The following is a 20285-nucleotide window of genomic DNA, read 5'->3' as shown; positions in this document are numbered from 1 at the left end:
GCGCCGATAGGCTGCCGGGCGTGATCACGAGGATGAGCGAGCTGTTCGTGCGCACCCTGCGCGATGACCCGTCCGACGCCGAGGTGGCCAGCCACCGCTGGCTGGTCCGGGCCGGGTACATCCGCCGGGTGGCGCCCGGCATCTACTCCTGGCTCCCGCTGGGCCTGAAGGTGATGGCCAAGGTCGAGCAGATCATCCGCGAGGAGATGACCGCGGCCGGCGCCCAGGAGGTGCGCTTCCCGGCGCTGCTGCCGCGCGAGCCCTACGAGGCGACCGGGCGCTGGACCGAGTACGGCGACGGCATCTTCCGCCTCCGCGACCGCAAGGACGCCGACTACCTGCTCGGGCCCACCCACGAGGAGATCTTCGCCCTCACCGTCAAGGACCTGTACTCCTCCTACAAGGACCTCCCGCTGACCCTGTTCCAGGTGCAGACCAAGTACCGCGACGAGGCGCGTCCGCGGGCCGGTCTGCTCCGTGGGCGCGAGTTCGTGATGAAGGACGCCTACAGCTTCGACGTCGACGAGGCCGGTCTGGCGCGCTCCTACGCCGTCCAGCGCGCGGCCTACCAGCGGATCTTCGACCGGCTCGGTTTCGAGTACGTCGTGGTGAAGGCGATGTCGGGGGCCATGGGCGGCTCGATGAGCGAGGAGTTCCTGGCCCTCTCCCCGATCGGGGAGGACACCTTCGTCCGCTCCCCGGGCGGCTACGCGGCCAACGTCGAGGCCGTCACGGTGCCGGTGCCGGACCCGGTGGACGCCACCGGGGTGCCGGCCGCGCACGTCGAGGCCACCCCGGGCAGCCCGACCATCGAGACCCTGGTGGCGGCCCTGAACGCCGACCACCCGCGCGAGGACCGGCCCTGGGAGGCCGCCGACACGCTCAAGAACGTGCTGTTCGTGGTCACCCGCCCCGACGGCACGCGCGAGGAGCTGGCCGTCGGCCTGCCGGGCGACCGCGACGTCGACCCCAAGCGGCTGGAGGCCCAGCTCGGCGAGGGCGCGGTCTTCGCCCCCTTCGCCGAGGCCGACTTCGCCCGCCACACCCAGCTGGTCAAGGGCTACATCGGCCCCGGCGTGCTCGGTTCGGAGGGCCCGACCGGGATCCGCTACCTGCTCGACCCGCGGGTCGTCGACGGGACGGCCTGGGTCACCGGCGCGGACGAGGCCGACCGCCACGTGCTGCACCTGGTCAAGGGCCGCGACTTCACCGCCGACGGCGTGATCGAGGTGGCCGAGGTGCGCGCCGGCGACCCGGCCCCCGACGGCTCCGGCCCGCTGGAGCTGGCCCGCGGCATCGAGATGGGCCACATCTTCGCCCTGGGCACCAAGTACTCCGACGCCCTCGGGCTGAAGGTGCTGGACCCAAACGGCAAGCTGGTCACGGTCCAGATGGGCTCCTACGGCGTCGGCGTCAGCCGGGCCGTCGCCGCGGTGGCCGAGGCCGGCTGCGACGAGAAGGGGCTGTGCTGGCCGCGCGAGCTCGCGCCCTACGCCGTCACCGTGGTGGCCACGGGCAAGGGCGACGAGCCGCTGGAGGTGGCCACCGGCATCGCCACCGCGCTGGCCGAGCAGGGGATCGACGTGCTGCTGGACGACCGCAAGGCCTCCCCGGGGGTCAAGTTCGCCGACTCCGAGGTGCTGGGCATGCCCACCGTCGTGGTGGTCGGGCGTGGTCTGGCCGACGGCGTGGTCGAGGTCCGTGACCGCCGCAGCGGTGACCGGGTCGAGGTCGCGGTGGAGTCCGCCGTGGCGCACCTGCTCGACCTGCTCCGGTGACCGGCTCCCGGTGCCGGGCCCGTGCCCGCTGACCTCGCGCTCCACCTCGTCCTGCTCCTGGTCGGCGTCGCCTTCCTGGCGGGCTGGGTGGACGCGGTGGTGGGCGGCGGCGGGTTGATCCAGCTCCCGGCGCTGCTGCTGACCCTGCCCGACGACACCCCGGTGCCGGCCATCTCGGGCACCAACAAGCTCAGCTCGGTGGCCGGGACCACCATCGCCACCATCACCTACCTCCGCCGGATCCGGCCGGACTGGGCGGTCGTGGTCCCGCTGGTGGTGACCGCCGCGGCGGGGTCGGCCGCCGGGGCGCAGCTGGTCCGGCTGCTGCCCCGCGACGCCTTCACCCCGATCGTCCTGGTGGCCCTGGTGGTGGTCGGCATCTACACGGTGCGGCGCCCCCAGCTGGGTCTGGAGCACGAGCCGCGCCACAGCGGGTCCGGGATGGTCTGGCGGACGGCGGCCATCGGGCTGGGCGTGGGGGTCTACGACGGCTTCCTCGGCCCCGGCACCGGGTCGTTCTTCGTGATCCTGATCGTGGCCGTGCTGGGTCACGGGTTCCTGCAGGCCACCGCCAAGGCGAAGCTGGCCAACCTGACCACCAACGTCGCCGCCATCGGTGTGCTGGCCTGGCACGGGCAGGTCTACTGGGTGCTGGGCGGGCTGATGGCCGCGGCGAACCTGGTCGGCGGCTTCACCGGCGCCAAGATGGCGCTGAGGCACGGCAGCGGCTTCGTCCGCCGGGTGTTCCTGCTGGTGGTCGGGCTGATGGTGCTGCGGCTGGGCTGGGACACCGTCCAGATCCTGCAGCGCACCCTGGCCGGCTGAGACCGCTGGCCCCGCCACCTCGCGCTGGCGGCCGTCGGCTCACCAGCCCGGCCAGGCCCCCAGCTCCGAGCCCAGCGCGGCCGCGGTGACCGTGCCGGAGACCAGGGCCGCCACCGCGGCCGGGCGCTCGCGGTCGCCGCTGGCCCGCACCCAGCCCCCGGACCAGGGCAGCAGCCCGCCCTCCACCGCGCGCCGCAGCCGGCGCGAGGCCGCCTCGTCACCGGGGACCTCCACGTCGTAGCCGGTGGCCGCCGTCGGGACGGCCCGACCGCGTGCGGCCAGCACGGCACCCACCCGGTCCCGGGTACCGAGCAGCTGCTCCAGCCGCGACCGGACGGCGTCCTGCTCACCACCTCCGGCGAGCGGCACCAGGGCCAGCTCGTAGCCGAAGACCGCCTGGTGCAGCGCGGTGACGAGGTCGCCCATCGCGGCCAGGTCGTCGCTGGGGGCGGCCGTCAGCGGTGGTGGCGCGGCGGGGGCGAGGACGGCGGCCCGGGGGGCGGCCGCGGCGAAGGCGGCGAGCGAGGCCCACAGCAGCGCCAGGTCCCCGGAGGCCGCCGCGGCGCTGCGCCGGTGCTCCTCGGCGGCGGTGGCCGCCTCCTCCTCCCAGCGGGCGCCCTCCGGCGGTGCCGGGACGGGCGCAGGGGTGGGGGACGGCCCGGCGCCGGGCGGCGGGACGGTGGGGTCGGGTCGACGCAGCACCAGCGCGTGCTCGGCGTGGACCTCGGCCAGGGTGACCCAGCGGTCGGCGTCCCCGCCCTCCTCCCCGCGACCGCGTCCCCGGGCCAGGGCGGCCAGGACGTCCTCGCGGTCGGCGCCCTCCGGCGCGCCGGGGACGACCGGGGCCGTCGGACGGGGAGGTGGGGCGGTCGGCCCGCCCCGCACCACCGGGCTGCCCTGCGCGCAGGCGGCCAGCGGCAGCACGGCCACCCCGGCCAGTGCGGCGAGGAGGTCGCGACGGGTCACCGGGAGCACGCCGAGACGCTACCGCAGCAGCAGGAGGCGTCGGCCTCGTCGCGGTCGAGCGGGAGGGGGTGCAGGCGATATGCTGGCCCGTCGTGGTCGTCACCCGCTGACGGCCGCGCGACAACTGAAGCACCCAAGTGGACGGAGGGAGCAGCCGTGGCTGACTCTGAGCTGGCACCCCTGTTCGAGCCGATCCTGCGCGAGCGCGGTCTGGAGCTGGAGCACCTCAGCGTCAAGGCCGCTGGTCGCCGCAAGGTGGTCCAGGTGGTGGTCGACGGCGACGGCCCCAACGGACGCGGCCCGCTGCTGGACGACATCGCCCGCGCGGCCAAGGTGCTCAACGCCGTGGTCGACGAGCGCGACCCGAGCGGTGTCTCGCCCTACACCATCGAGGTCTCCTCCCGCGGCGTGAACCGCCCCCTCACCGGGCCCCAGCACTGGCGGCGCAACACCGGCCGGCTGGTCACGGTGCGCACGGGCGAGCACGAGGTCACCGGCCGGATCGTGGCCAGCGACGACGAGGGCGTCACCCTCGACGTCAAGGGACGTGAGCGGCGGCTGGCCTACGCCCAGATCACCAAGGCGCTCGTCCAGATCGAGTTCAACCGCCGCCCGGACCCCGACGAGGTGGTCCCCGACGTGGTGGGCGGGGACGACGACCTCGACGACGACGACCTGGACGACGAGGACGACGAGGACGACGAGGACGACGAGGACGCGGTCGACGACGGGCTCGACGAGGACGACGACGACGAGGACGAGGACGACGCGGCGGACACCACGCCGCAGGACGGGGAGAGGCACTGATGGACATCGACATGACGGCGCTCAAGTCGCTGGAGCGCGACCGCGAGATCCCGCTCGACGTCCTCCTGGCCGCCCTCGAGGACGCCCTGCTGCAGGCCTACGACAAGACCGAGGGCGCGGTGCCCGGTGCGCGGATCAACCTGGACCGCAAGAGCGGCAAGGTGCAGGTGATGGTCCCCGAGACCGACGAGGACGGCGAGCGGGTGGGGGAGTACGACGACACCCCCGAGGGCTTCGGCCGGGTGGCGGCCTCGACGGCACGCCAGGTCATCGTCCAGCGCATCCGCGAGGCCGAGGACGAGCAGAAGTTCGGACACTTCTCCGGCTCCGAGGGCGACATCCTCTCCGGGGTGGTGCAGCAGGACTCCAAGTCCCGCACGGTGCTGGTCGACCTGGGCAAGATCGAGGCGATCATGCCGCTGGCCGAGCAGACCCCCGGTGAGCGCTACACCCACGGCCGCCGGCTGCGGGTGCAGGTGGTCGCCGTGCGCAAGGACCTCCGCGGGCCCCAGGTGGTGGTCTCGCGCACCCACCCGGACCTGGTCCGCAACCTGTTCAAGCTCGAGGTCCCCGAGATCGCCCAGGGCGTGGTCGAGGTCAAGGCGGTGGCCCGCGAGGCGGGGCACCGGACCAAGATCGCCGTGGTCAGCCACCACCGCGACGTCAGCGCCAAGGGCGCCTGCATCGGGCCCATGGGGCAGCGGGTGCGCGCGGTGATGCACGAGCTGAGCGAGGAGAAGATCGACATCGTGGACTGGTCGGAGGACCCGGCGTCCTTCATCGGGTCCGCCCTCTCCCCGTCCAAGGTCAGCTCGGTCACCATCGTGGACGCGGCCACCCGGTCGGCCCGCGTGGTGGTGCCGGACTACCAGCTCTCGCTGGCCATCGGCCGCGAGGGCCAGAACGCCCGCCTGGCCGCGCGGCTGACCGGCTGGCGGATCGACATCCGCTCCGACGCCCAGCCCGAGGAACCCGTCCAGCGCCCGAACGGGTAGGCTGTGCCGGTGGATCGTCCGGTACGCACCTGCGTGGGTTGCCGGGAACGGTCCGAGAAGTCCCTCCTGCTGCGTCTGGTGGGACGGCCGGGCACCTGCGAGGTGCTGGCCGACCCGAACCAGACCGCCCCGGGCCGCGGTGCCTACCTGCACCACGACCCGGCGTGCCTCGAGCTCGCGATCCGTCGCCGGGCCCTCGGCCGCGCCCTCCGCCTCACCGGGGTCGACCCGGAGCAGGCTGCCCGCGCGCTCGGGTCCGTGTCGCCGGACCTGCGTCCGCGGGCGTAGACTAGGACGAGCGTGACGTGGCCTCTCCGTGCAGGAGCGGCTATCCGAACCGATCGGCACCATCCGGTGCCGGTCAGACCAGAAAGTGAGCTGACGCTCATGACGACTCGATGAGTAATCCTCAATGAGCCAGTACAACTGAGTGGTCCGCGTGCAGGCGCGGACCGATGGGAGAAGAGTGGCAAAGGTCCGTGTCTACGAGCTCGCGAAAGAGTTCGGAGTCGAGAGCAAGGAAGTACTGAAGACCCTCGGTGACATGGGGGAGTTCGTCCGGTCGGCGTCGTCGACCATCGAGGCCCCCGTGGTGCGCCGTCTCACCGAGAAGCTGCGCGCCGAGGTCGGCGGCGGCACCGCGGCCCCGGCACCGTCGGCCAAGCCGTCCGCCCCGGGTCCGCGCCCCGGAGCCGGCCAGCCCGGCCCCCGTGGCCCCCGTCCCGGTCAGCCGTCCGCCCCGAGCACCCGGCCCGCGCCGGCCTCGCAGGCGCCGGCCCCGCAGGCCGAGGCCACCCCGGCGCCCGCCGCCCAGGCACCCGCCCCGCAGCGGACCCCGGCCCCGCAGGCCCCGGTGTCGAGGACCCCCGCGTCCACGAACCCGTCGCCGCAGGCGCCCGAGTCCAGCGCGCCGCAGGCGCCCGGGTCCACCGCACCGCAGGCACCTGAGTCCACCGCGCCGCAGGCACCCGGGTCCGCCGCACCGCAGGCACCCGGGTCCGCTGCACCGCAGACGCCCGGGACCCCTGCACCGCAGGTCCCCGGACCCCGTGCGCCGCAGGCACCGCAGACCCCCCAGGTCGCGCGTCCCGAGGCCCGCTCCTCCGAGCAGCCCTCGCGCCCGGCCCCAGGTCCCGGTGCCCCGCAGCGCCCGTCCGCCGACGCCCCGCGTCCCGGTGCCCCGCGCCCCGGCGCACCCGGGCCCCGTCCGGCGGCCCCGGGTGGTCGCCCGCCGCGCGCCGGTTCCACCGGTGGGCTGCCGAGCAGCCAGCCCGGTCCCCGTCGTGGGCCCTCGGCCCCGCGCCCGGGCAACAACCCGTTCGCGTCCTCGCAGGGCATGGGGACCCAGCGTCCCCGCCCGCCGCGTGACGACACCCGTCCCGCGGAGGCCGCCCGTCCGGGTGGCCCCCGTCCGCCGGCGGCCCGTCGTCCCGGCGGCCCCGGTGCCCCCGGTGGTGCTCCCGGGCCCCGTCCCGGTGGTGGCGTCGCGGGGATGCCGCGTCCCAACCCGGCGATGATGCCCAAGCAGTCCTCCGGGCAGCTGGGGGCCCCGGCCCGTGGCCGTGGCGGCCCCGGTGCCGGTCGCGGTCGCGCCGGTGGACCCGGCGGCCCCGGTCGCGGTGGCCCCGGTGGTGGCGGCGGCGGTGGCTTCGGCCCGCCCGCCGGTGCCCGTGGTGGGCGCGGTGGTCGTGGTGGCAGCGGCACCCAGGGCGCCTTCGGGCGTCCGGGCGGTCCGTCGCGTCGTGGACGGAAGTCCAAGAAGCAGCGTCGCCAGGAGTTCGACCAGATGGAGGCGCCGTCCTTCGGCGGCGTGAGCGTCCGCAAGGGCGACGGCTCCACCATCCGGCTGGCCCGCGGGGCCTCGCTGACCGACCTGGCCGAGAAGATCGGCGCCGAGCCGGCATCGCTGGTGCAGGCGCTGTTCCACCTCGGTGAGATGGTCACGGCGACGCAGTCGGTCAACGACGAGACCCTGCAGCTGCTCGGTGGGGAGCTCAACTACCGCATCGAGGTCGTCTCGCCCGAGGACGAGGACCGCGAGCTGCTGGAGAGCTTCGACCTCGAGTTCGGTGAGGACGAGGGCGACGAGAGCGACCTGGTGGCCCGTCCGCCGGTCGTGACCGTGATGGGTCACGTCGACCACGGAAAGACCAAGCTGCTGGACGCGCTGCGTCGCTCCAACGTGGTGGCCGGCGAGGCCGGTGGGATCACCCAGCACATCGGGGCCTACCAGATCGACACGGTCGTGGACGAGAACGAGCGCAAGATCACCTTCATCGACACCCCCGGTCACGAGGCGTTCACCGCCATGCGTGCCCGTGGCGCCAAGGCGACCGACATCGCCGTGCTGGTGGTGGCGGCCGACGACGGTGTGATGCCTCAGACCATCGAGGCCCTCAACCACGCGCTGGCGGCCGACGTCCCGATCGTGGTGGCGGTCAACAAGGTGGACAAGGAGGGCGCGGACCCGACGAAGGTGCGCGGCCAGCTCACCGAGTACGGCCTGGTCCCGGAGGAGTACGGCGGCGACACCATGTTCGTCGACGTCTCCGCCACCCAGCGCCTCGGTCTGGACGCCCTGCAGGAGGCCATCATCCTGACGGCCGACGCGTCGCTGGACCTGCGGGCCAACGACTCCATGGACGCCCAGGGTGTGGCCGTCGAGGCCCACCTGGACAAGGGTCGTGGCCCCGTGGCCACCGTCCTGGTCCAGCGCGGCACCCTGCGGGTGGGCGACTCGATCGTCTGCGGGCCGGCCTACGGCCGCGTCCGTGCCCTGATCGACGACAACGGCAACACCCTCGACGAGGCGCTGCCGTCCACCCCGGTCCAGGTGCTCGGTCTGACCGCCGTCCCCGGCGCGGGCGACAGCTTCCTCGTCGTCAACGACGACCGGATGGCCCGGCAGATCGCCGAGCGCCGCGAGTCCAGGCTCCGGATGGCCGCCCAGGCCTCCGGTGCCCGCCGCAAGACCCTCGACCAGCTGTTCGAGCAGATGGAGAAGGGCGAGACCAGCGAGCTCCTGCTCATCCTCAAGGGTGACGGGTCCGGCTCGGTGGAGGCGCTGGAGGACTCGCTCAGCAAGATCGACGTCGGCGACGAGGTGTCGCTGCGCGTGATCGACCGTGGTGTGGGTGCCATCACCGAGACCAACGTCTCGCTGGCGGCGGCCTCGGGTGCGGTGATCATCGGCTTCAACGTCCGTGCCCAGGGCAAGGCGACCGAGATGGCCGACCGCGAGAACGTCGACATCCGCTACTACTCGGTGATCTACGACGCGATCGACGAGATCGAGGCGGCGCTGAAGGGGATGCTCAAGCCGATCTACGAGGAGGCCCAGCTGGGTACCGCGGAGATCCGCGAGATCTTCCGCTCCTCCAAGGCCGGGATCATCGCCGGTGTCATGGTCACCAGCGGCATCATGCGGCGCAACGCCAAGGCGCGTCTGCTCCGCGACGGGGTGGTCGTGCACGAGTCGAGCATCGGCTCGCTGCGGCGGGAGAAGGACGACGCCACCGAGGTGCGCGAGGGGTACGAGGCGGGTCTGACGCTCTCGAACTACTCCGACATCCGGACCGGCGACATCGTCGAGACCTTCGAGATGCGGGAGAAGCCCCGCAGCTGAGGTCACTGCACCATCCGGCGGCGCGCCCCCACCCGGGGGCGCGCCGCCGGCGCGTCCGGGCACCCGCCCGGGCGCCGGTAGGCTGGGGAGCCGCCCCGAACGAGGAGGAACCGTGCCGTCACCGCGAGTGCTCAAGCTGGCCGACCAGATCAAGGTCATCGCCGCGCAGATGCTGGAGCGTCGGATCAAGGACCCGCGGCTGGGCTTCGTCACCGTCACCGACGTCCGGCTGACCGGCGACAGCCGCGAGGCCACCGTCTTCTACACCGTGCTGGGCACCGACGCCGACCGCGCCGGCACCGCGGCCGCGCTGGCCTCGGCCACCGGGGTGATCCGCACCCAGGTCGGCAAGCAGCTCGGTCTGCGCTACACCCCCTCGCTGGCCTTCGTGCTCGACGCGGTGCCGGAGACCGCCCAGCGCTTCGAGGACCTGCTGGCCCAGGCGCGCTCCGGCGACGCCGAGGTGGCCGCCCGGGCCGCCCAGGCCAGCTACGCCGGCGAGGCCGACCCCTACCGCAAGCCCCGCGAGGACGACGAGCTCGACGAGGACGACGACCTGGACGGCCAGGACGACCTGGACGAGGACGGGCTGCCCGAGGCCGGGTCCGACGAGCCCGACGCCGACGCGCCGGCCGCCGAGGTCCCGGACGACGACACCGACGCCCGGTGACCTCCCCGGACGCTGCACCCACCGGCGTCCTGGTCGTCGACAAGGCGGCGGGGCTCACCTCCCAGCAGGTGGTGGGCCGGGTTCGCCGACTGGCCGGCACCCGCAAGGTGGGTCACGCCGGCACCCTGGACCCGATGGCCACCGGCGTGCTGGTGGTCGGGATCGGCCGGGCCACCCGGCTGCTCGGCCACCTGATGCGCACCACCAAGGGCTACCGCGCCACCATGCGGTTCGGCCAGGCGACGCTCACCGACGACGCCGAGGGAGAGGTCACCTCCGCAGCGGGGGCCGGCCGCCTGTCCGAGGACGACCTGCGGGGCGCGCTGCCCGGACTCACCGGGGAGATCTCCCAGGTGCCGACCGCGGTCTCGGCGATCAAGGTGGGCGGCGTGCGCTCCTACGCCCGGGTGCGCGCCGGTGAGGAGGTCGAGCTGGCCGCCCGACCGGTCACCGTCCACTCCTTCACGCTGCTGGGGTCCCGTGCGGCCACCGCCGACGACGGCACGGCCGTCCTCGACGCCGACGTCGAGGTGGTCTGCAGCTCCGGCACCTACATCAGGGCGCTGGCCCGCGACCTCGGGACGCGCTTCGGCACCGGCGGGCACCTGACCGCGCTGCGCCGCACCCGGGTGGGTCCCTTCGACCTGGCCCGCTCCTGCCTCCTCGACCCCGCACCGGAGCCGCTGCCCGTGCTGGGTCTGGACGAGGTGGCCGCGGAGTGCTTCCCCCGTCTCGACCTCGACGCCGCCCGGGCCGCTGACGTCCGCTTCGGCCGGCGGCTGACCGGTACCGCGCTGCCCGGTCCGCTGACCGCGGTCTTCGACGACGAGGGCCACTTCCTCGCCCTGTACCGCCCCCAGGAAGGGGACGCGGTGCCCGAGGCGGTCTTCGTCGACGCGCCACTACGATGATCGCGGCCGAGCGGAGCACCGGGCAGCCAGGGTGGACAGGGGTGGGATGAGCACGTCAGCAGTGGTGATCGGCACCTTCGACGGGGTGCACACCGGCCACCGGCGGCTGCTGGAGCTGGCCCGTGCGCGCGAGCCCGGGGCCCGCGTCGTCGCCGTCACGTTCTGGCCGCACCCCGTCTCGGTGGTCCGACCGGGCGCGGAGCCGAAGCTGCTGTCGGACCCCATCCAGCGCGAGCTGCTGCTCCGCGACGCCGGCGCCGACGAGGTGGTGGTGGTGCCCTTCAGCACCGAGGTCTCCCGCTGGTCGCCGGCGGAGTTCGTCGACCGGGTGCTGCGCCCGCTGGAACCGGTCCGGGTGCTGGTCGGGGAGGGCTTCACCTTCGGCCACCGGGCCAGCGGCTCCGCGACCACCCTGGCCGAGGAGCTGGGCGAGGGCGTGGTGGTGGAGTCGGTGCCGCTGGCCCGTTCCGGCGGGGCCCCGGCCTCCTCCACCCGGATCCGGGCCGCCCTGGCCGAGGGGGACGTCGCCCTGGCCAACTCCCTGCTGGGTCGCCCCTACTGCTTCCGCGGGGTCGTCGTGGTGGGGGACCAGCGCGGTCGGGAGATGGGCTTCCCCACCGCCAACCTGCTGGTGCCGGAGTCGATGGCCGTGCCCGCCGACGGGATCTACGCCGGCTGGCTGACCGTCCCCGAGGGCCCCGACGCCGGCCGCCACGCCGCCGCCATCTCGGTGGGCACCAACCCCACCTTCGACGGCGTCCAGCGCCGGGTCGAGGCCAACGTGATCGGGCGCACCGACCTGCAGCTGTACGGCCTGGAGGTCGTGGTCGAGTTCACCGCCTGGATCCGCGGCCAGGTGCGCTACACCGGGGTCGAGGACCTGGTCACCCAGATCCACCTCGACGTCGCCAGGATCCGCGAGATCCTCGGCGCCTGAGCGGCCAGGCGGCCCGGCTCAGGGCAGCCCGAGCAGCCGGGCGACCGCCGCGGCGGCCGCGCCGACCAGCACCACCACGATGAACGGCGCCCGCGCCAGCAGGGCCAGGGCGGCCGCGACCAGCGCCACCAGGCGGGCGTCGGGGCGCAGCGCCTGCCCGTCGGCCACCGCGTTGACCACGGTGAGCGAGGCCAGCAGGCCGATGGTCAGGGTGGCCGCGGTCTGCAGCAGCCACGGCCGCTGCAGCTTCTCCGCCGGCACCAGCCAGCCCGCCACCTTGGTGGCGAAGGCGATCAGGCACGCGAGCAGGACCCACCCCCAGAGCGTCATCGACGGCCCCCTCGGGCCCGCAGCAGGTGCCAGCCCACGGCCACCACCGCGGCCAGCAGGATCGGCAGGCCCGGTGGCAACCAGGGCACGCTGACCACGGTGACCAGGGCGCAGACCACCGCCACCGCGATCGGGTCCCGGCCCTTCAGCCGGGGCCAGAGCAGGCCCAGGAAGGCGGCCACCGCGGCGCCGTCGAGCCCCCAGGCCCGGGGGTCGCCGAGGGCGTTGCCGACCAGCGAGCCGACCAGGGTGAACAGGTTCCAGCAGAGGAAGATCCCCAGCCCGGCCGCCCAGAACCCCCGACGCTGCTCCGCCGGGTCCTGCTGGGCGGTGGCGGTCGCGGTCGACTCGTCGATGGTGACGTGGGCGTGGGCCAGCCGGCGGAGCAGCCCGCGCGGGGCGAGCAGGGCGTTGAGCTGGACGGCGTAGACCCCGTTGCGGATCCCTAGCAGCGCCGCCGCGGCGGTGGCCGCACCCCCGCCACCCCCGCCGGCGACCACGCCGATGAAGGCGAACTGCGAGCCGCCGGTGAACATCAGGGCGCTGAGCGCCTGGGCCTGCAGCACCGTCAGCCCGGCGGTGGTGGCCAGCGCCCCGAAGGAGACGCCGTAGACCCCGGTGGCCGCGGCGATGGCCAGTCCGGCGCGGACCGCGGGCGACTGCAGCACCCGCGCAGGCTACCGTCCCCCTGCAGGAACGGGGCGTCGGCCGGGCAGCACCCGACCGGCCGCGTCGGCCCCCGTCGGACCGCGCAGCGCGACCGTGCCGGCCCGCCAGCCGCCGTCCGGGGGAGGCGGGCACGATTCGCTGTGGCACGGAGGGCGCTGGTAGAGTCCACCTGTTGCCGTACGAGCGGCCGCGGATACCCAAGAGCTCCCACCCACACGGAGTGGAGCCACGCCTGGCCAGGGGCCGGCTGGCGGGAGCGCCGCGCAACGAGTCCGAGAGGAGCTCAGCCCACCCATGGATGCTGACACCAAGAAGAAGATCATCGACGAGTACGCGACCGTCGAGGGCGACACCGGCTCCCCGGACGTCCAGGTCGCCCTGCTCAGCAAGCGCATCGCGCACCTGACCGAGCACCTCAAGGTGCACAAGGGCGACCACCACAGCCGCCGCGGGCTGATGCTGATGGTCGGCCAGCGCCGTCGTCTGCTCAACTACGTGGCCAAGAACGACGTCGAGCACTACCGGTCGCTGATCGCGCGGCTCGGCCTGCGCCGCTGACCCCCTGACGGGGAACGGCTCCCCACCACGCGTGGGGAGCCGTTCGCGGTTCCCGGCCCGGCCGGGACGCACAACTCAACACCCCAACCCACGCACCGGCACCCGCTGGACGTCCTGGGACCTCGGTCCTCGGTAGTGGCCTTCGGAGCACGAGCTCCGCGGGCCTCGATCGAAGACCGGGTCAGGGCGCAGCACAGCCGTGCTGGTGCCTCACGAAAGGAATCCCATGGAGGGATCTGACCTGCAGTTCACCGAGGCCGTGCTGGACAACGGCACCTTCGGCACCCACACCGTCCGCTTCGAGAGCGGTCTGCTGGCCAAGCAGGCCGACGGCGCGGCCGTGGTCTACCTGAACGACGACACGATGCTGCTCTCGGCCACCACCGCGCAGAAGACCCCGCGCGACTCGATCGACTTCTTCCCCCTGACGGTGGACGTCGAGGAGCGGATGTACGCCGCCGGCCGCATCCCCGGCTCGTTCTTCCGCCGCGAGGGCCGCCCCAGCGAGGGCGCCATCCTCACCTGCCGCCTGATCGACCGCCCGCTGCGCCCCTCCTTCGTCAAGGGCCTGCGCAACGAGGTCCAGGTCGTCGTCACCGTGATGGCCCTCAACCCCGACGTGCTCTACGACGTGGTGGCCATCAACGCCGCCTCGATGTCGACCCAGCTCGCCGGCCTGCCGTTCTCCGGCCCGATCGGCGGCGTCCGCGTCGCCCTGATCGGTGACCAGTGGGTGGCCTTCCCGAGCGTCGAGCAGCTCGACCAGGCCGTCTTCGACATGGTCGTGGCCGGCCGGGTGCTGCCCGACGGCGACGTCGCCATCATGATGGTCGAGGCCGAGTCCACCGAGAAGACCTGGGAGATGGTGCGCTCCGGTCGCACCGCCCCCACCGAGGAGGTCGTGGGCGCCGGGCTCGAGGCGTCCAAGCCCTTCATCAAGGCCCTCTGCGACGCCCAGGCCGAGCTGGCCTCCCGCTTCCCCAGGGCCACCGCCGAGTTCCCGGTCTTCCTGGACTACCAGGACGACGTCTACGCCGCGGTCGAGGCGGCTGCGGCCACCGAGCTGGCCCAGGCGATGACCATCGGCGGCAAGGCCGAGCGCGACGACGCCACCCACGGTCTGCGCCAGCGGGTCACCGACCAGCTGGCCGGTCAGTTCGGGGGCCGCGAGAAGGAGATCTCCGGCGCCTTCAAGGCCCTGACCAAGAAGCTGGTCCGCCAGCGCACGCTGACCGAGAAGGTCCGCATCGACGGCCGCGGGCTGGCCGACATCCGGCCGCTGTCGGCCGAGGTCGACGTGATCCCGCGCGTGCACGGGTCGGCGCTGTTCCAGCGCGGTGAGACCCAGATCCTGGGGGTCTCGACGCTGAACATGCTCGACATGGAGCAGAAGCTGGACACCCTGGCGCCGGAGAAGACCAAGCGCTACATGCACAACTACAACTTCCCGCCCTACTCCACCGGTGAGACCGGCCGGGTCGGGTCCCCGAAGCGCCGCGAGATCGGTCACGGCGCCCTGGCCGAGCGGGCCCTGGTGCCGGTGCTGCCGACGCGGGAGGAGTTCCCCTACGCCATCCGCCAGGTGTCGGAGGCCCTCGGGTCCAACGGCTCCACCTCGATGGGCTCGGTCTGCGCCTCCACGCTGGCCCTGCTCAACGCCGGCGTGCCGCTCAAGGCGCCGGTGGCCGGCATCGCGATGGGTCTGATGAGCGAGGAGCTGGACGGCACGACGCACTACGTCGCGCTGACCGACATCCTCGGGGCCGAGGACGCCCTGGGCGACATGGACTTCAAGGTCGCCGGCACCCGGGAGTTCGTCACCGCCCTGCAGCTGGACACCAAGCTCAGCGGCATCCCCGCCGAGGTGCTCCGCAGCGCGCTGCTGCAGGCCCGCGACGCCCGTCACGCCATCCTCGACGTGATGAACGAGGCCATCGACGGACCCGACGAGATGAGTGACTACGCGCCGCGCATCATCACCGTCACCATCCCGGTGGACAAGATCGGTGAGGTCATCGGCCCCAAGGGCAAGGTGATCAACCAGATCCAGGAGGACACCGGGGCCAACCTGTCGGTCCAGGACGACGGCACCATCTACATCGGTGCCGACAACGGCGAGGCCGCCGAGGCCGCCCGCGCGATGGTCAACGCCATCGCCAACCCGACGATGCCCGAGGTCGGCGAGCGCTACCTCGGCACCGTGGTCAAGACGGTCGACTTCGGCGCCTTCATTTCGCTGCTGCCGGGCAAGGACGGCCTGCTGCACATCAGCAAGCTGCGCGAGCTCAACGGCGGCCAGCGGGTGAACAACGTCGACGACGTCGTCTCGGTCGGCCAGAAGATCCAGGTCGAGATCGCCGAGGTCGGTGACCGCGGCAAGCTGTCCCTGGTCCCGGTGGTGGAGGCGGCCGCAGCGGCCGCCGACGCCCCCGTCGAGGCTCCCGCCGAGGCCTGAGCCGTCAGCGGAGAGTGACCACGACGCACCACACGGAGGCCGCAGACGCGCACCTCGGCGGAGCAGTCCGCCGCACGGAGCTCGCCTGCGGCCTCCGCGTCGTCTCCGAGGACGTCCCGGGCAGCCACACGTTCTCGATCGGCTTCTTCGTCGGCGTCGGCTCCCGGCACGAGGCCGACCAGCTGCACGGCGCCTCGCACTTCCTGGAGCACGTGCTCTTCAAGGGCACCCGCCGCCGGGCGCCGGAGGAGATCTCCGCCGCGATCGAGCAGGTCGGTGGTGACCTGAACGCCTACACCGGCAAGGAGCAGACCTGCTTCTACGCCCGGGTGCTGGCCGAGGACGCCGGGCTGGCCACCGACGTGCTGCTCGACATGCTGACCGGCTCCCTCGTCCTGGGTGAGGACCTCGAGGCCGAGCGGGAGGTCATCCTGGAGGAGATCGCCATGCACGCCGACGAAGCGGGTGAGGTGGCCGCCGACCTGGTCGCCGCCCGTCTCTTCCATGGCCACACCCTGGGCCGCAGCATCATCGGCAGCCCCGGCTCGGTGGGGGCGCTGACCCGGGAGCAGGTGGTCGGCTTCTGGCGTCGGCACTACCGCCCGAGCTCGCTGGTGGTCGCCGCTTCCGGCCGGGTCGACCACGAGGCGCTGGTGCGCCAGCTGGCCCCCCTGGACGCGGTCCGCCAGCCGCACCGGGCCCGGCGCAGCAGCCCGCCGGCGCGCCGTCACGTGCCTGGCGTGGAGCTGGTGCCCCGGCCCACCGAGCAGTGCACCGTCTCGATGGCCTTCCCCGGGTTCGGCCTCTTCGACGAGCGCCGCTTCCCGCTGGGGGTGCTCGGCACCGTGCTCGGCGGCGGCATGTCCTCCCGGCTCTTCGTGGAGGTCCGCGAGCGCCGGGGGCTGACCTACTCCATCGACGCCGGTGAGACCACCTACTCCGACGCGGGCGTCTTCACCGTCGACTGGCAGTGCACCCCGGACCGGGTCGAGCCGGTGGCCGTCCTGGTCCGCGAGGCGCTGGCCGAGGTCGTCCACCACGAGGTGCCCGCGGCCGAGCTGGCCCGCGCCAGGGGACAGCTGCGCGGGCAGACGGTGCTGGCCTACGAGAGCCCGGCGGCCCGGATGTCGCGGCTCGGCAGCAGCGAGCTCTCGGGTGACCCGCGTACCCTGACCGAGGTGCTGGCCGGTTACGACGCCGTGACCGCAGAGGACGTCCGCCGGGTCGCCCGCGACGTGGTCACCGCCCCGCCGCTGCTGGCTGTGGTCGGACCGGCCCCGGGCCGGGAGCGGCTCGAGCGGCTGGTGCAGGGCTGGGCCGAGGCGCTCAGCCGACCGCCGGCCGGCAGGACCGACGACGACGAGGAGACGACATGAGCCGCACCCCCGTGGCGGTGCTGGGTGCCGCCGGCCGGATGGGCTCGGAGACCGTCCGGGCCGTGCAGGGCGCCGAGGACCTGGAGCTGGTCGCCGCGCTGGACCGGGAGGACGACCTCGAGGCCGCCGCCGGCGCCGAGGTCGTCGTCCACTTCACCCAGCCCGCGGTGGTGATGGACCACCTGCGCTGGTGCATCGACCGCGGGCTGCACGCCGTGGTCGGCACCACCGGGTTCACCGACGAGCGGGTGGCCACGCTGCGCGGCTGGCTGGGCGAGGAGCCCGCCACCGGTGTGGTGCTGGCCCCCAACTTCTCCATCGGCGCCGTGCTGATGATGCACTTCGCCGAGCAGGCCGCCCGCTTCTACGAGTCGGTCGAGGTGGTCGAGCTGCACCACCCCGACAAGGTGGACGCGCCCTCCGGCACCGCCGTCCGCACCGCCCAGCGGATCGCCGCGGCCCGCGCGGCCGCCGGGGTGGCCGCCCCGCCGGACGCCACCACCGAGGAGCGTCCGGGGGCCCGGGGCGCCGACGTGGACGGGATCCGGGTGCACGGGGTGCGGCTGCGCGGGCTGGTGGCCCACCAGGAGGTGCTCCTCGGTGACGAGGGGGAGACGTTGACCATCCGGCACGACTCCGTCTCCCGCTCCTCCTTCATGCCCGGGGTGCTGGCCGCGGTCCGCCAGGTCGGGCAGCGGCCCGGTCTCACCGTGGGCATCGAGCCCTTCCTGGGTCTGGCACCGTGAGCCGCCGCTCCCGGCGCGCCGTGGTGGCCCTGGTGGTCAGCGCGCTGGTGCTGACCCTGCTCGGGGTCGGGCTGGTGGTGGGCGACGACGTCGGCGCGGAGACCGCGGAGGAGCGCGCCCGGACGTCGGTGCAGCAGGGGCTGGGCGCCGACGTCCCGCCGCAGCTGGACATCCAGGGCCGGCCCTTCCTCACCCAGGCGCTGCGCGGTGACCTGGAGCGGGTCGTCGTGCACAGCGACCGCACCACCCTCAGCACCCCCCGGGACTCGATCACCGTGCAGCGGCTGGACGTGGTGGCGGAGCACGTCCGCTCCTCCGACGGCTTCGTCACGCTGACCGCGGACCGGCTGTCCGGCAGCGCCGACGTGGACTACGGCGAGATCAGCCGGCTCGCCGGTCGCCCGATCGCTCCGGGGGAGGAGGGCCCCGCCGGCACCCGGTGGCGGGTGGACGTGCCGACCCAGGTGTTCGGCATCGAGGTCCCGGTGTCGGTGGACGGTCTGCCGGTGCTGGACGGGGCGTACGGGCGCCAGCTGGTGCTCAGCGACGTCCGGCTGAACGTCGCCGGCTACGAGGTCCCCCAGGTGGTGGCCGACCAGGTCATCACGACCGCGGTCACCCCGGTGCCGCTCGACCTCCCGCTCGGGCTGGGCGCGGACTCGCTCCGCTCCACCGCCCAGGGCATGACGGTCGACTTCAGCGGCGAGGACGTCCTCCTCTCCTGACCCGGTGGCGCTAGAGTCGCCACGAAGGCCGGGCTGCCGAAGCTGACGTCGGCGTCACCGGGTCCGGCCGGCGGAGGCCGTCATGTCCAGAACCTCGATGCTCTGCACCGCACTGGCGATCAGCCTGAGCTCGCTCGCACTGGTGGTCTGCGGCTCCGGCCCGGCCCACGCGGCGACCTGCCGTCCGACTGGCGTGGCCGGCGACGTCGACCGTGACGGTCGCGCCGACCTGGTCGTCGGGGACCCCTACGCAGACGGGTCCCAGGGCGCGGTGGAGGTCGTCCGCCACAGCGGCCAGCGGACCCACATCACCCGCAGCCAGCTCCCCGGCGACCCGGGTGACGAACCCGAGTTCGGTACGGCTGTCGCCGTGGCCGACCTCACCGGGGACGGGTGCCTCGACCTCGCCATCTCCTCACCCGGCGACGGTGGCAGGGAGGGCGAGGACGTCCCCGACCACGAGGGCGATCCGCCCGACCCCGGGACGCCGGCGCTGCCGACGGTCTTCATCGTGCGGGGCACCCCCACCGGGTTCACCACGGCCGAGCCGATCCGGGTGACCGATCCCGAGGCCGGGACCTTCACCTCCTTCGCCGACGACATCGCGGTGCTGCAACCCACCCCGACGTCGCCGCCCCAGCTGGTGGTCGGCATGAGCACCCGGCGCGAGGGTCGAGGTGGCGTGGCGGTGTACGGCTTCGACGGTGGCCGACCGGGCGCACCGGTCATCGTGGACCGCAGCTCCCCGGGCGTCGACGGCAGCGCCACCGCCCGGAGCTACTTCGGCGAGAGCGTGGCGACCTCCGGGCGCAGCATCGTCGTCGGCGCCCCCGGTACCCGGGTGGCGGGGGTGGATCAGGCCGGGTCCGTCACGGTGCTCACCAGCACCGCTGCTGCGCCCCGGTCCTTCACCGGTCGGTCGTGGAGCCAGGACTCCGCCGGGGTCCCTGGTGGCCCTGAGGTCGAGGACGGGTTCGGCTACAGCGTCGCGGCCGGACACGGCTGGGTGGCCGTGGGAGTGCCCACCGAGGACCTCGACGGCCGCACCAACCCCGGGGCGGTCCAGCTGTTCCAGCTGTCGGCGGCGGGAGACCTCGTCCCGCGGCAGCTGCTCGGACAGAACACCGCCGGCATCCCCGACTCCAGCGAGGACTACGACCGGTTCGGGGAATCGGTGACCATCGGTCTCGGGTTGCAGCGCGCTGGAGTCCCCGCTGTCCTCGTCACCTCCCCGTTGGAGGCCCGGGCCGCGCCCGCCCCGCAGTACAGCGGGGCCTGGACCGTGGTCCACCTGCCCACCGTGAAGGCGGCCGGCTACTCCCTGGCCTCACCCGGCGTGCCCGGCCACCCGGCGGCAGATGCCGGTTACGACATGGAGGTGTCGGCGCTGGCCGGACCCCAGGCGTCGGCGGCAGCCCGTCGCGACGCGGTGGTGGTGGGGATCCCGAACAGATCTCGAGGACGCGTGCTGGTCGACGCCAGCTGGCGTGGCACCTGGCAGTCCTTGGAGAGCAGCGAGGTCGCCACCAGCGACGGCTTCGGGGCCGCGCTCGGTTGAGCCCCGGGACCGGTCGCTCGACCCGCACGGGCCGAGCGCCGAGCTTGCATCACCGCCGTGGGTCACCCCCCTGATGGCCTGAGCCAGCGCTGTGACGCCGTCGACACAACCGCACCCGAGTCGGGCCCGTCGAAGGGCCGCGACCCACCGGAGCCCCGTGGTCCCGCTGACTCTACCGAGCTGCGGCGCCCCTGGGTCTGCCTGGCCTCGACCAGCACGACGCCCTGAGCCGGTCGACGGGCCGCGGCAGGCGTCGGCGCATCCTGGACCAGGTTGCTCGTGACGATCGGTCGGGCCGTCGGGCCGTCGAGCCGCGCACCTCCGCGCCGAACCGGCGACCCGGGTCCTGTTGGG

At 73.8% G+C, this 20285-nt stretch carries 17 protein-coding genes and 1 pseudogene; 15 read left to right on the top strand and 3 right to left on the bottom strand.

The window, feature by feature from the left end:
• Positions 1–32: 32 nt before the first annotated feature.
• Positions 33–1778 (top strand): proline--tRNA ligase, encoded by a 1746-nt coding sequence (locus BLT52_RS17515; RefSeq protein ID WP_090595332.1) that lies wholly within the window; start codon positions 33–35, stop codon positions 1776–1778.
• A 21-nt stretch (positions 1779–1799) separates the two neighbouring features.
• Entirely contained in the window at positions 1800–2603 is an 804-nt protein-coding gene (locus tag BLT52_RS17510; protein WP_090595331.1) for a sulfite exporter TauE/SafE family protein, read from the top strand.
• A gap of 39 nt (positions 2604–2642) precedes the next feature.
• On the opposite strand, the gene BLT52_RS21755 is transcribed toward BLT52_RS17510, so the two are convergent.
• Entirely contained in the window at positions 2643–3578 is a 936-nt protein-coding gene (locus tag BLT52_RS21755) for a DUF4439 domain-containing protein (protein ID WP_090595330.1), read from the bottom strand.
• A gap of 147 nt (positions 3579–3725) precedes the next feature.
• Between BLT52_RS21755 and rimP the strand changes: the two genes are divergently transcribed.
• The 7 genes and pseudogenes from rimP (at position 3726) to BLT52_RS17470 (ending at position 11514) form a co-directional block, all read left to right on the top strand.
• Complete coding sequence (gene rimP, locus BLT52_RS17500) at positions 3726–4376, top strand: ribosome maturation factor RimP (RefSeq protein WP_090595328.1); 651 nt, start codon at positions 3726–3728, stop codon at positions 4374–4376.
• Positions 4376–5371, top strand: a complete 996-nt coding sequence (nusA, locus tag BLT52_RS17495) for a transcription termination factor NusA (RefSeq protein WP_090595327.1) — start codon at positions 4376–4378, stop codon at positions 5369–5371. The genes rimP and nusA overlap by 1 nt, the downstream gene beginning before the upstream one ends.
• Before the next feature lie 9 nt (positions 5372–5380).
• Entirely contained in the window at positions 5381–5659 is a 279-nt protein-coding gene (locus BLT52_RS17490; protein WP_231946375.1) for a YlxR family protein, read from the top strand.
• A 178-nt stretch (positions 5660–5837) separates the two neighbouring features.
• The gene (gene infB / locus BLT52_RS17485) at positions 5838–8996 is read left to right on the top strand and encodes a translation initiation factor IF-2 (RefSeq protein WP_090595324.1); all 3159 of its coding nucleotides are present in this window, start codon (positions 5838–5840) and stop codon (positions 8994–8996) included.
• Between the two features lie 112 nt (positions 8997–9108).
• Positions 9109–9531: pseudogene (gene rbfA / locus BLT52_RS17480) on the top strand (30S ribosome-binding factor RbfA); the annotation flags it as partial.
• 131 nt (positions 9532–9662) lie between these two features.
• Positions 9663–10577, top strand: a complete 915-nt coding sequence (gene truB, locus BLT52_RS17475) for a tRNA pseudouridine(55) synthase TruB (RefSeq protein WP_090595321.1) — start codon at positions 9663–9665, stop codon at positions 10575–10577.
• Positions 10578–10623: 46 nt separating this feature from the next.
• Positions 10624–11514, top strand: coding sequence for a bifunctional riboflavin kinase/FAD synthetase (locus tag BLT52_RS17470; RefSeq protein ID WP_090595319.1), 891 nt, complete (start codon positions 10624–10626; stop codon positions 11512–11514).
• An 18-nt stretch (positions 11515–11532) separates the two neighbouring features.
• Here BLT52_RS17470 and BLT52_RS17465 read toward each other — a convergent pair whose 3' ends face one another.
• Positions 11533–11844, bottom strand: coding sequence for an AzlD domain-containing protein (locus tag BLT52_RS17465; protein WP_090595318.1), 312 nt, complete (start codon positions 11842–11844; stop codon positions 11533–11535).
• Positions 11841–12512 (bottom strand): AzlC family ABC transporter permease, encoded by a 672-nt coding sequence (locus BLT52_RS17460; RefSeq protein WP_090595316.1) that lies wholly within the window; start codon positions 12510–12512, stop codon positions 11841–11843. The genes BLT52_RS17465 and BLT52_RS17460 overlap by 4 nt, the downstream gene beginning before the upstream one ends.
• Before the next feature lie 295 nt (positions 12513–12807).
• Between BLT52_RS17460 and rpsO the strand changes: the two genes are divergently transcribed.
• The 6 genes from rpsO to BLT52_RS17430 all read left to right on the top strand — a co-directional run bounded on the left by rpsO (position 12808) and on the right by BLT52_RS17430 (position 19931).
• Positions 12808–13071, top strand: a complete 264-nt coding sequence (gene rpsO / locus BLT52_RS17455; RefSeq protein ID WP_090595315.1) for a 30S ribosomal protein S15 — start codon at positions 12808–12810, stop codon at positions 13069–13071.
• Between the two features lie 226 nt (positions 13072–13297).
• Positions 13298–15526 (top strand): polyribonucleotide nucleotidyltransferase, encoded by a 2229-nt coding sequence (locus BLT52_RS17450; RefSeq protein ID WP_090595313.1) that lies wholly within the window; start codon positions 13298–13300, stop codon positions 15524–15526.
• Between the two features lie 14 nt (positions 15527–15540).
• Entirely contained in the window at positions 15541–16902 is a 1362-nt protein-coding gene (locus BLT52_RS17445; RefSeq protein WP_090595311.1) for a M16 family metallopeptidase, read from the top strand.
• The gene (gene dapB, locus BLT52_RS17440) at positions 16899–17648 is read left to right on the top strand and encodes a 4-hydroxy-tetrahydrodipicolinate reductase (protein ID WP_090595310.1); all 750 of its coding nucleotides are present in this window, start codon (positions 16899–16901) and stop codon (positions 17646–17648) included. Before BLT52_RS17445 ends, dapB begins: the two co-directional genes overlap by 4 nt.
• Positions 17645–18373 (top strand): LmeA family phospholipid-binding protein, encoded by a 729-nt coding sequence (locus BLT52_RS17435; RefSeq protein ID WP_090595308.1) that lies wholly within the window; start codon positions 17645–17647, stop codon positions 18371–18373. Before dapB ends, BLT52_RS17435 begins: the two co-directional genes overlap by 4 nt.
• A gap of 82 nt (positions 18374–18455) precedes the next feature.
• Positions 18456–19931 (top strand): FG-GAP repeat domain-containing protein, encoded by a 1476-nt coding sequence (locus BLT52_RS17430; protein WP_090595307.1) that lies wholly within the window; start codon positions 18456–18458, stop codon positions 19929–19931.
• The last annotated feature ends 354 nt before the right edge of the window (positions 19932–20285 follow it).

The organism is Auraticoccus monumenti (assembly GCF_900101785.1).
Taxonomy (GTDB): domain Bacteria; phylum Actinomycetota; class Actinomycetes; order Propionibacteriales; family Propionibacteriaceae; genus Auraticoccus; species Auraticoccus monumenti.
Note: the sequence above shows the minus strand (reverse complement) of the source record. Positions and strands in the feature narration are given on the sequence as shown.

Coding starts and splice junctions, on each gene's coding strand:
- BLT52_RS17465 (WP_090595318.1), bottom strand. CDS start 11,844: ATGACGCTCTGGGGGTGGGTCCTGCTCGCGTGCCTGATCGCCTTCGCC.
- BLT52_RS17515 (WP_090595332.1), top strand. CDS start 33: ATGAGCGAGCTGTTCGTGCGCACCCTGCGCGATGACCCGTCCGACGCC.
- BLT52_RS17430 (WP_090595307.1), top strand. CDS start 18,456: ATGTCCAGAACCTCGATGCTCTGCACCGCACTGGCGATCAGCCTGAGC.
- nusA (WP_090595327.1), top strand. CDS start 4,376: ATGGACATCGACATGACGGCGCTCAAGTCGCTGGAGCGCGACCGCGAG.
- BLT52_RS17450 (WP_090595313.1), top strand. CDS start 13,298: ATGGAGGGATCTGACCTGCAGTTCACCGAGGCCGTGCTGGACAACGGC.
- rpsO (WP_090595315.1), top strand. CDS start 12,808: ATGGATGCTGACACCAAGAAGAAGATCATCGACGAGTACGCGACCGTC.
- BLT52_RS17470 (WP_090595319.1), top strand. CDS start 10,624: ATGAGCACGTCAGCAGTGGTGATCGGCACCTTCGACGGGGTGCACACC.
- dapB (WP_090595310.1), top strand. CDS start 16,899: ATGAGCCGCACCCCCGTGGCGGTGCTGGGTGCCGCCGGCCGGATGGGC.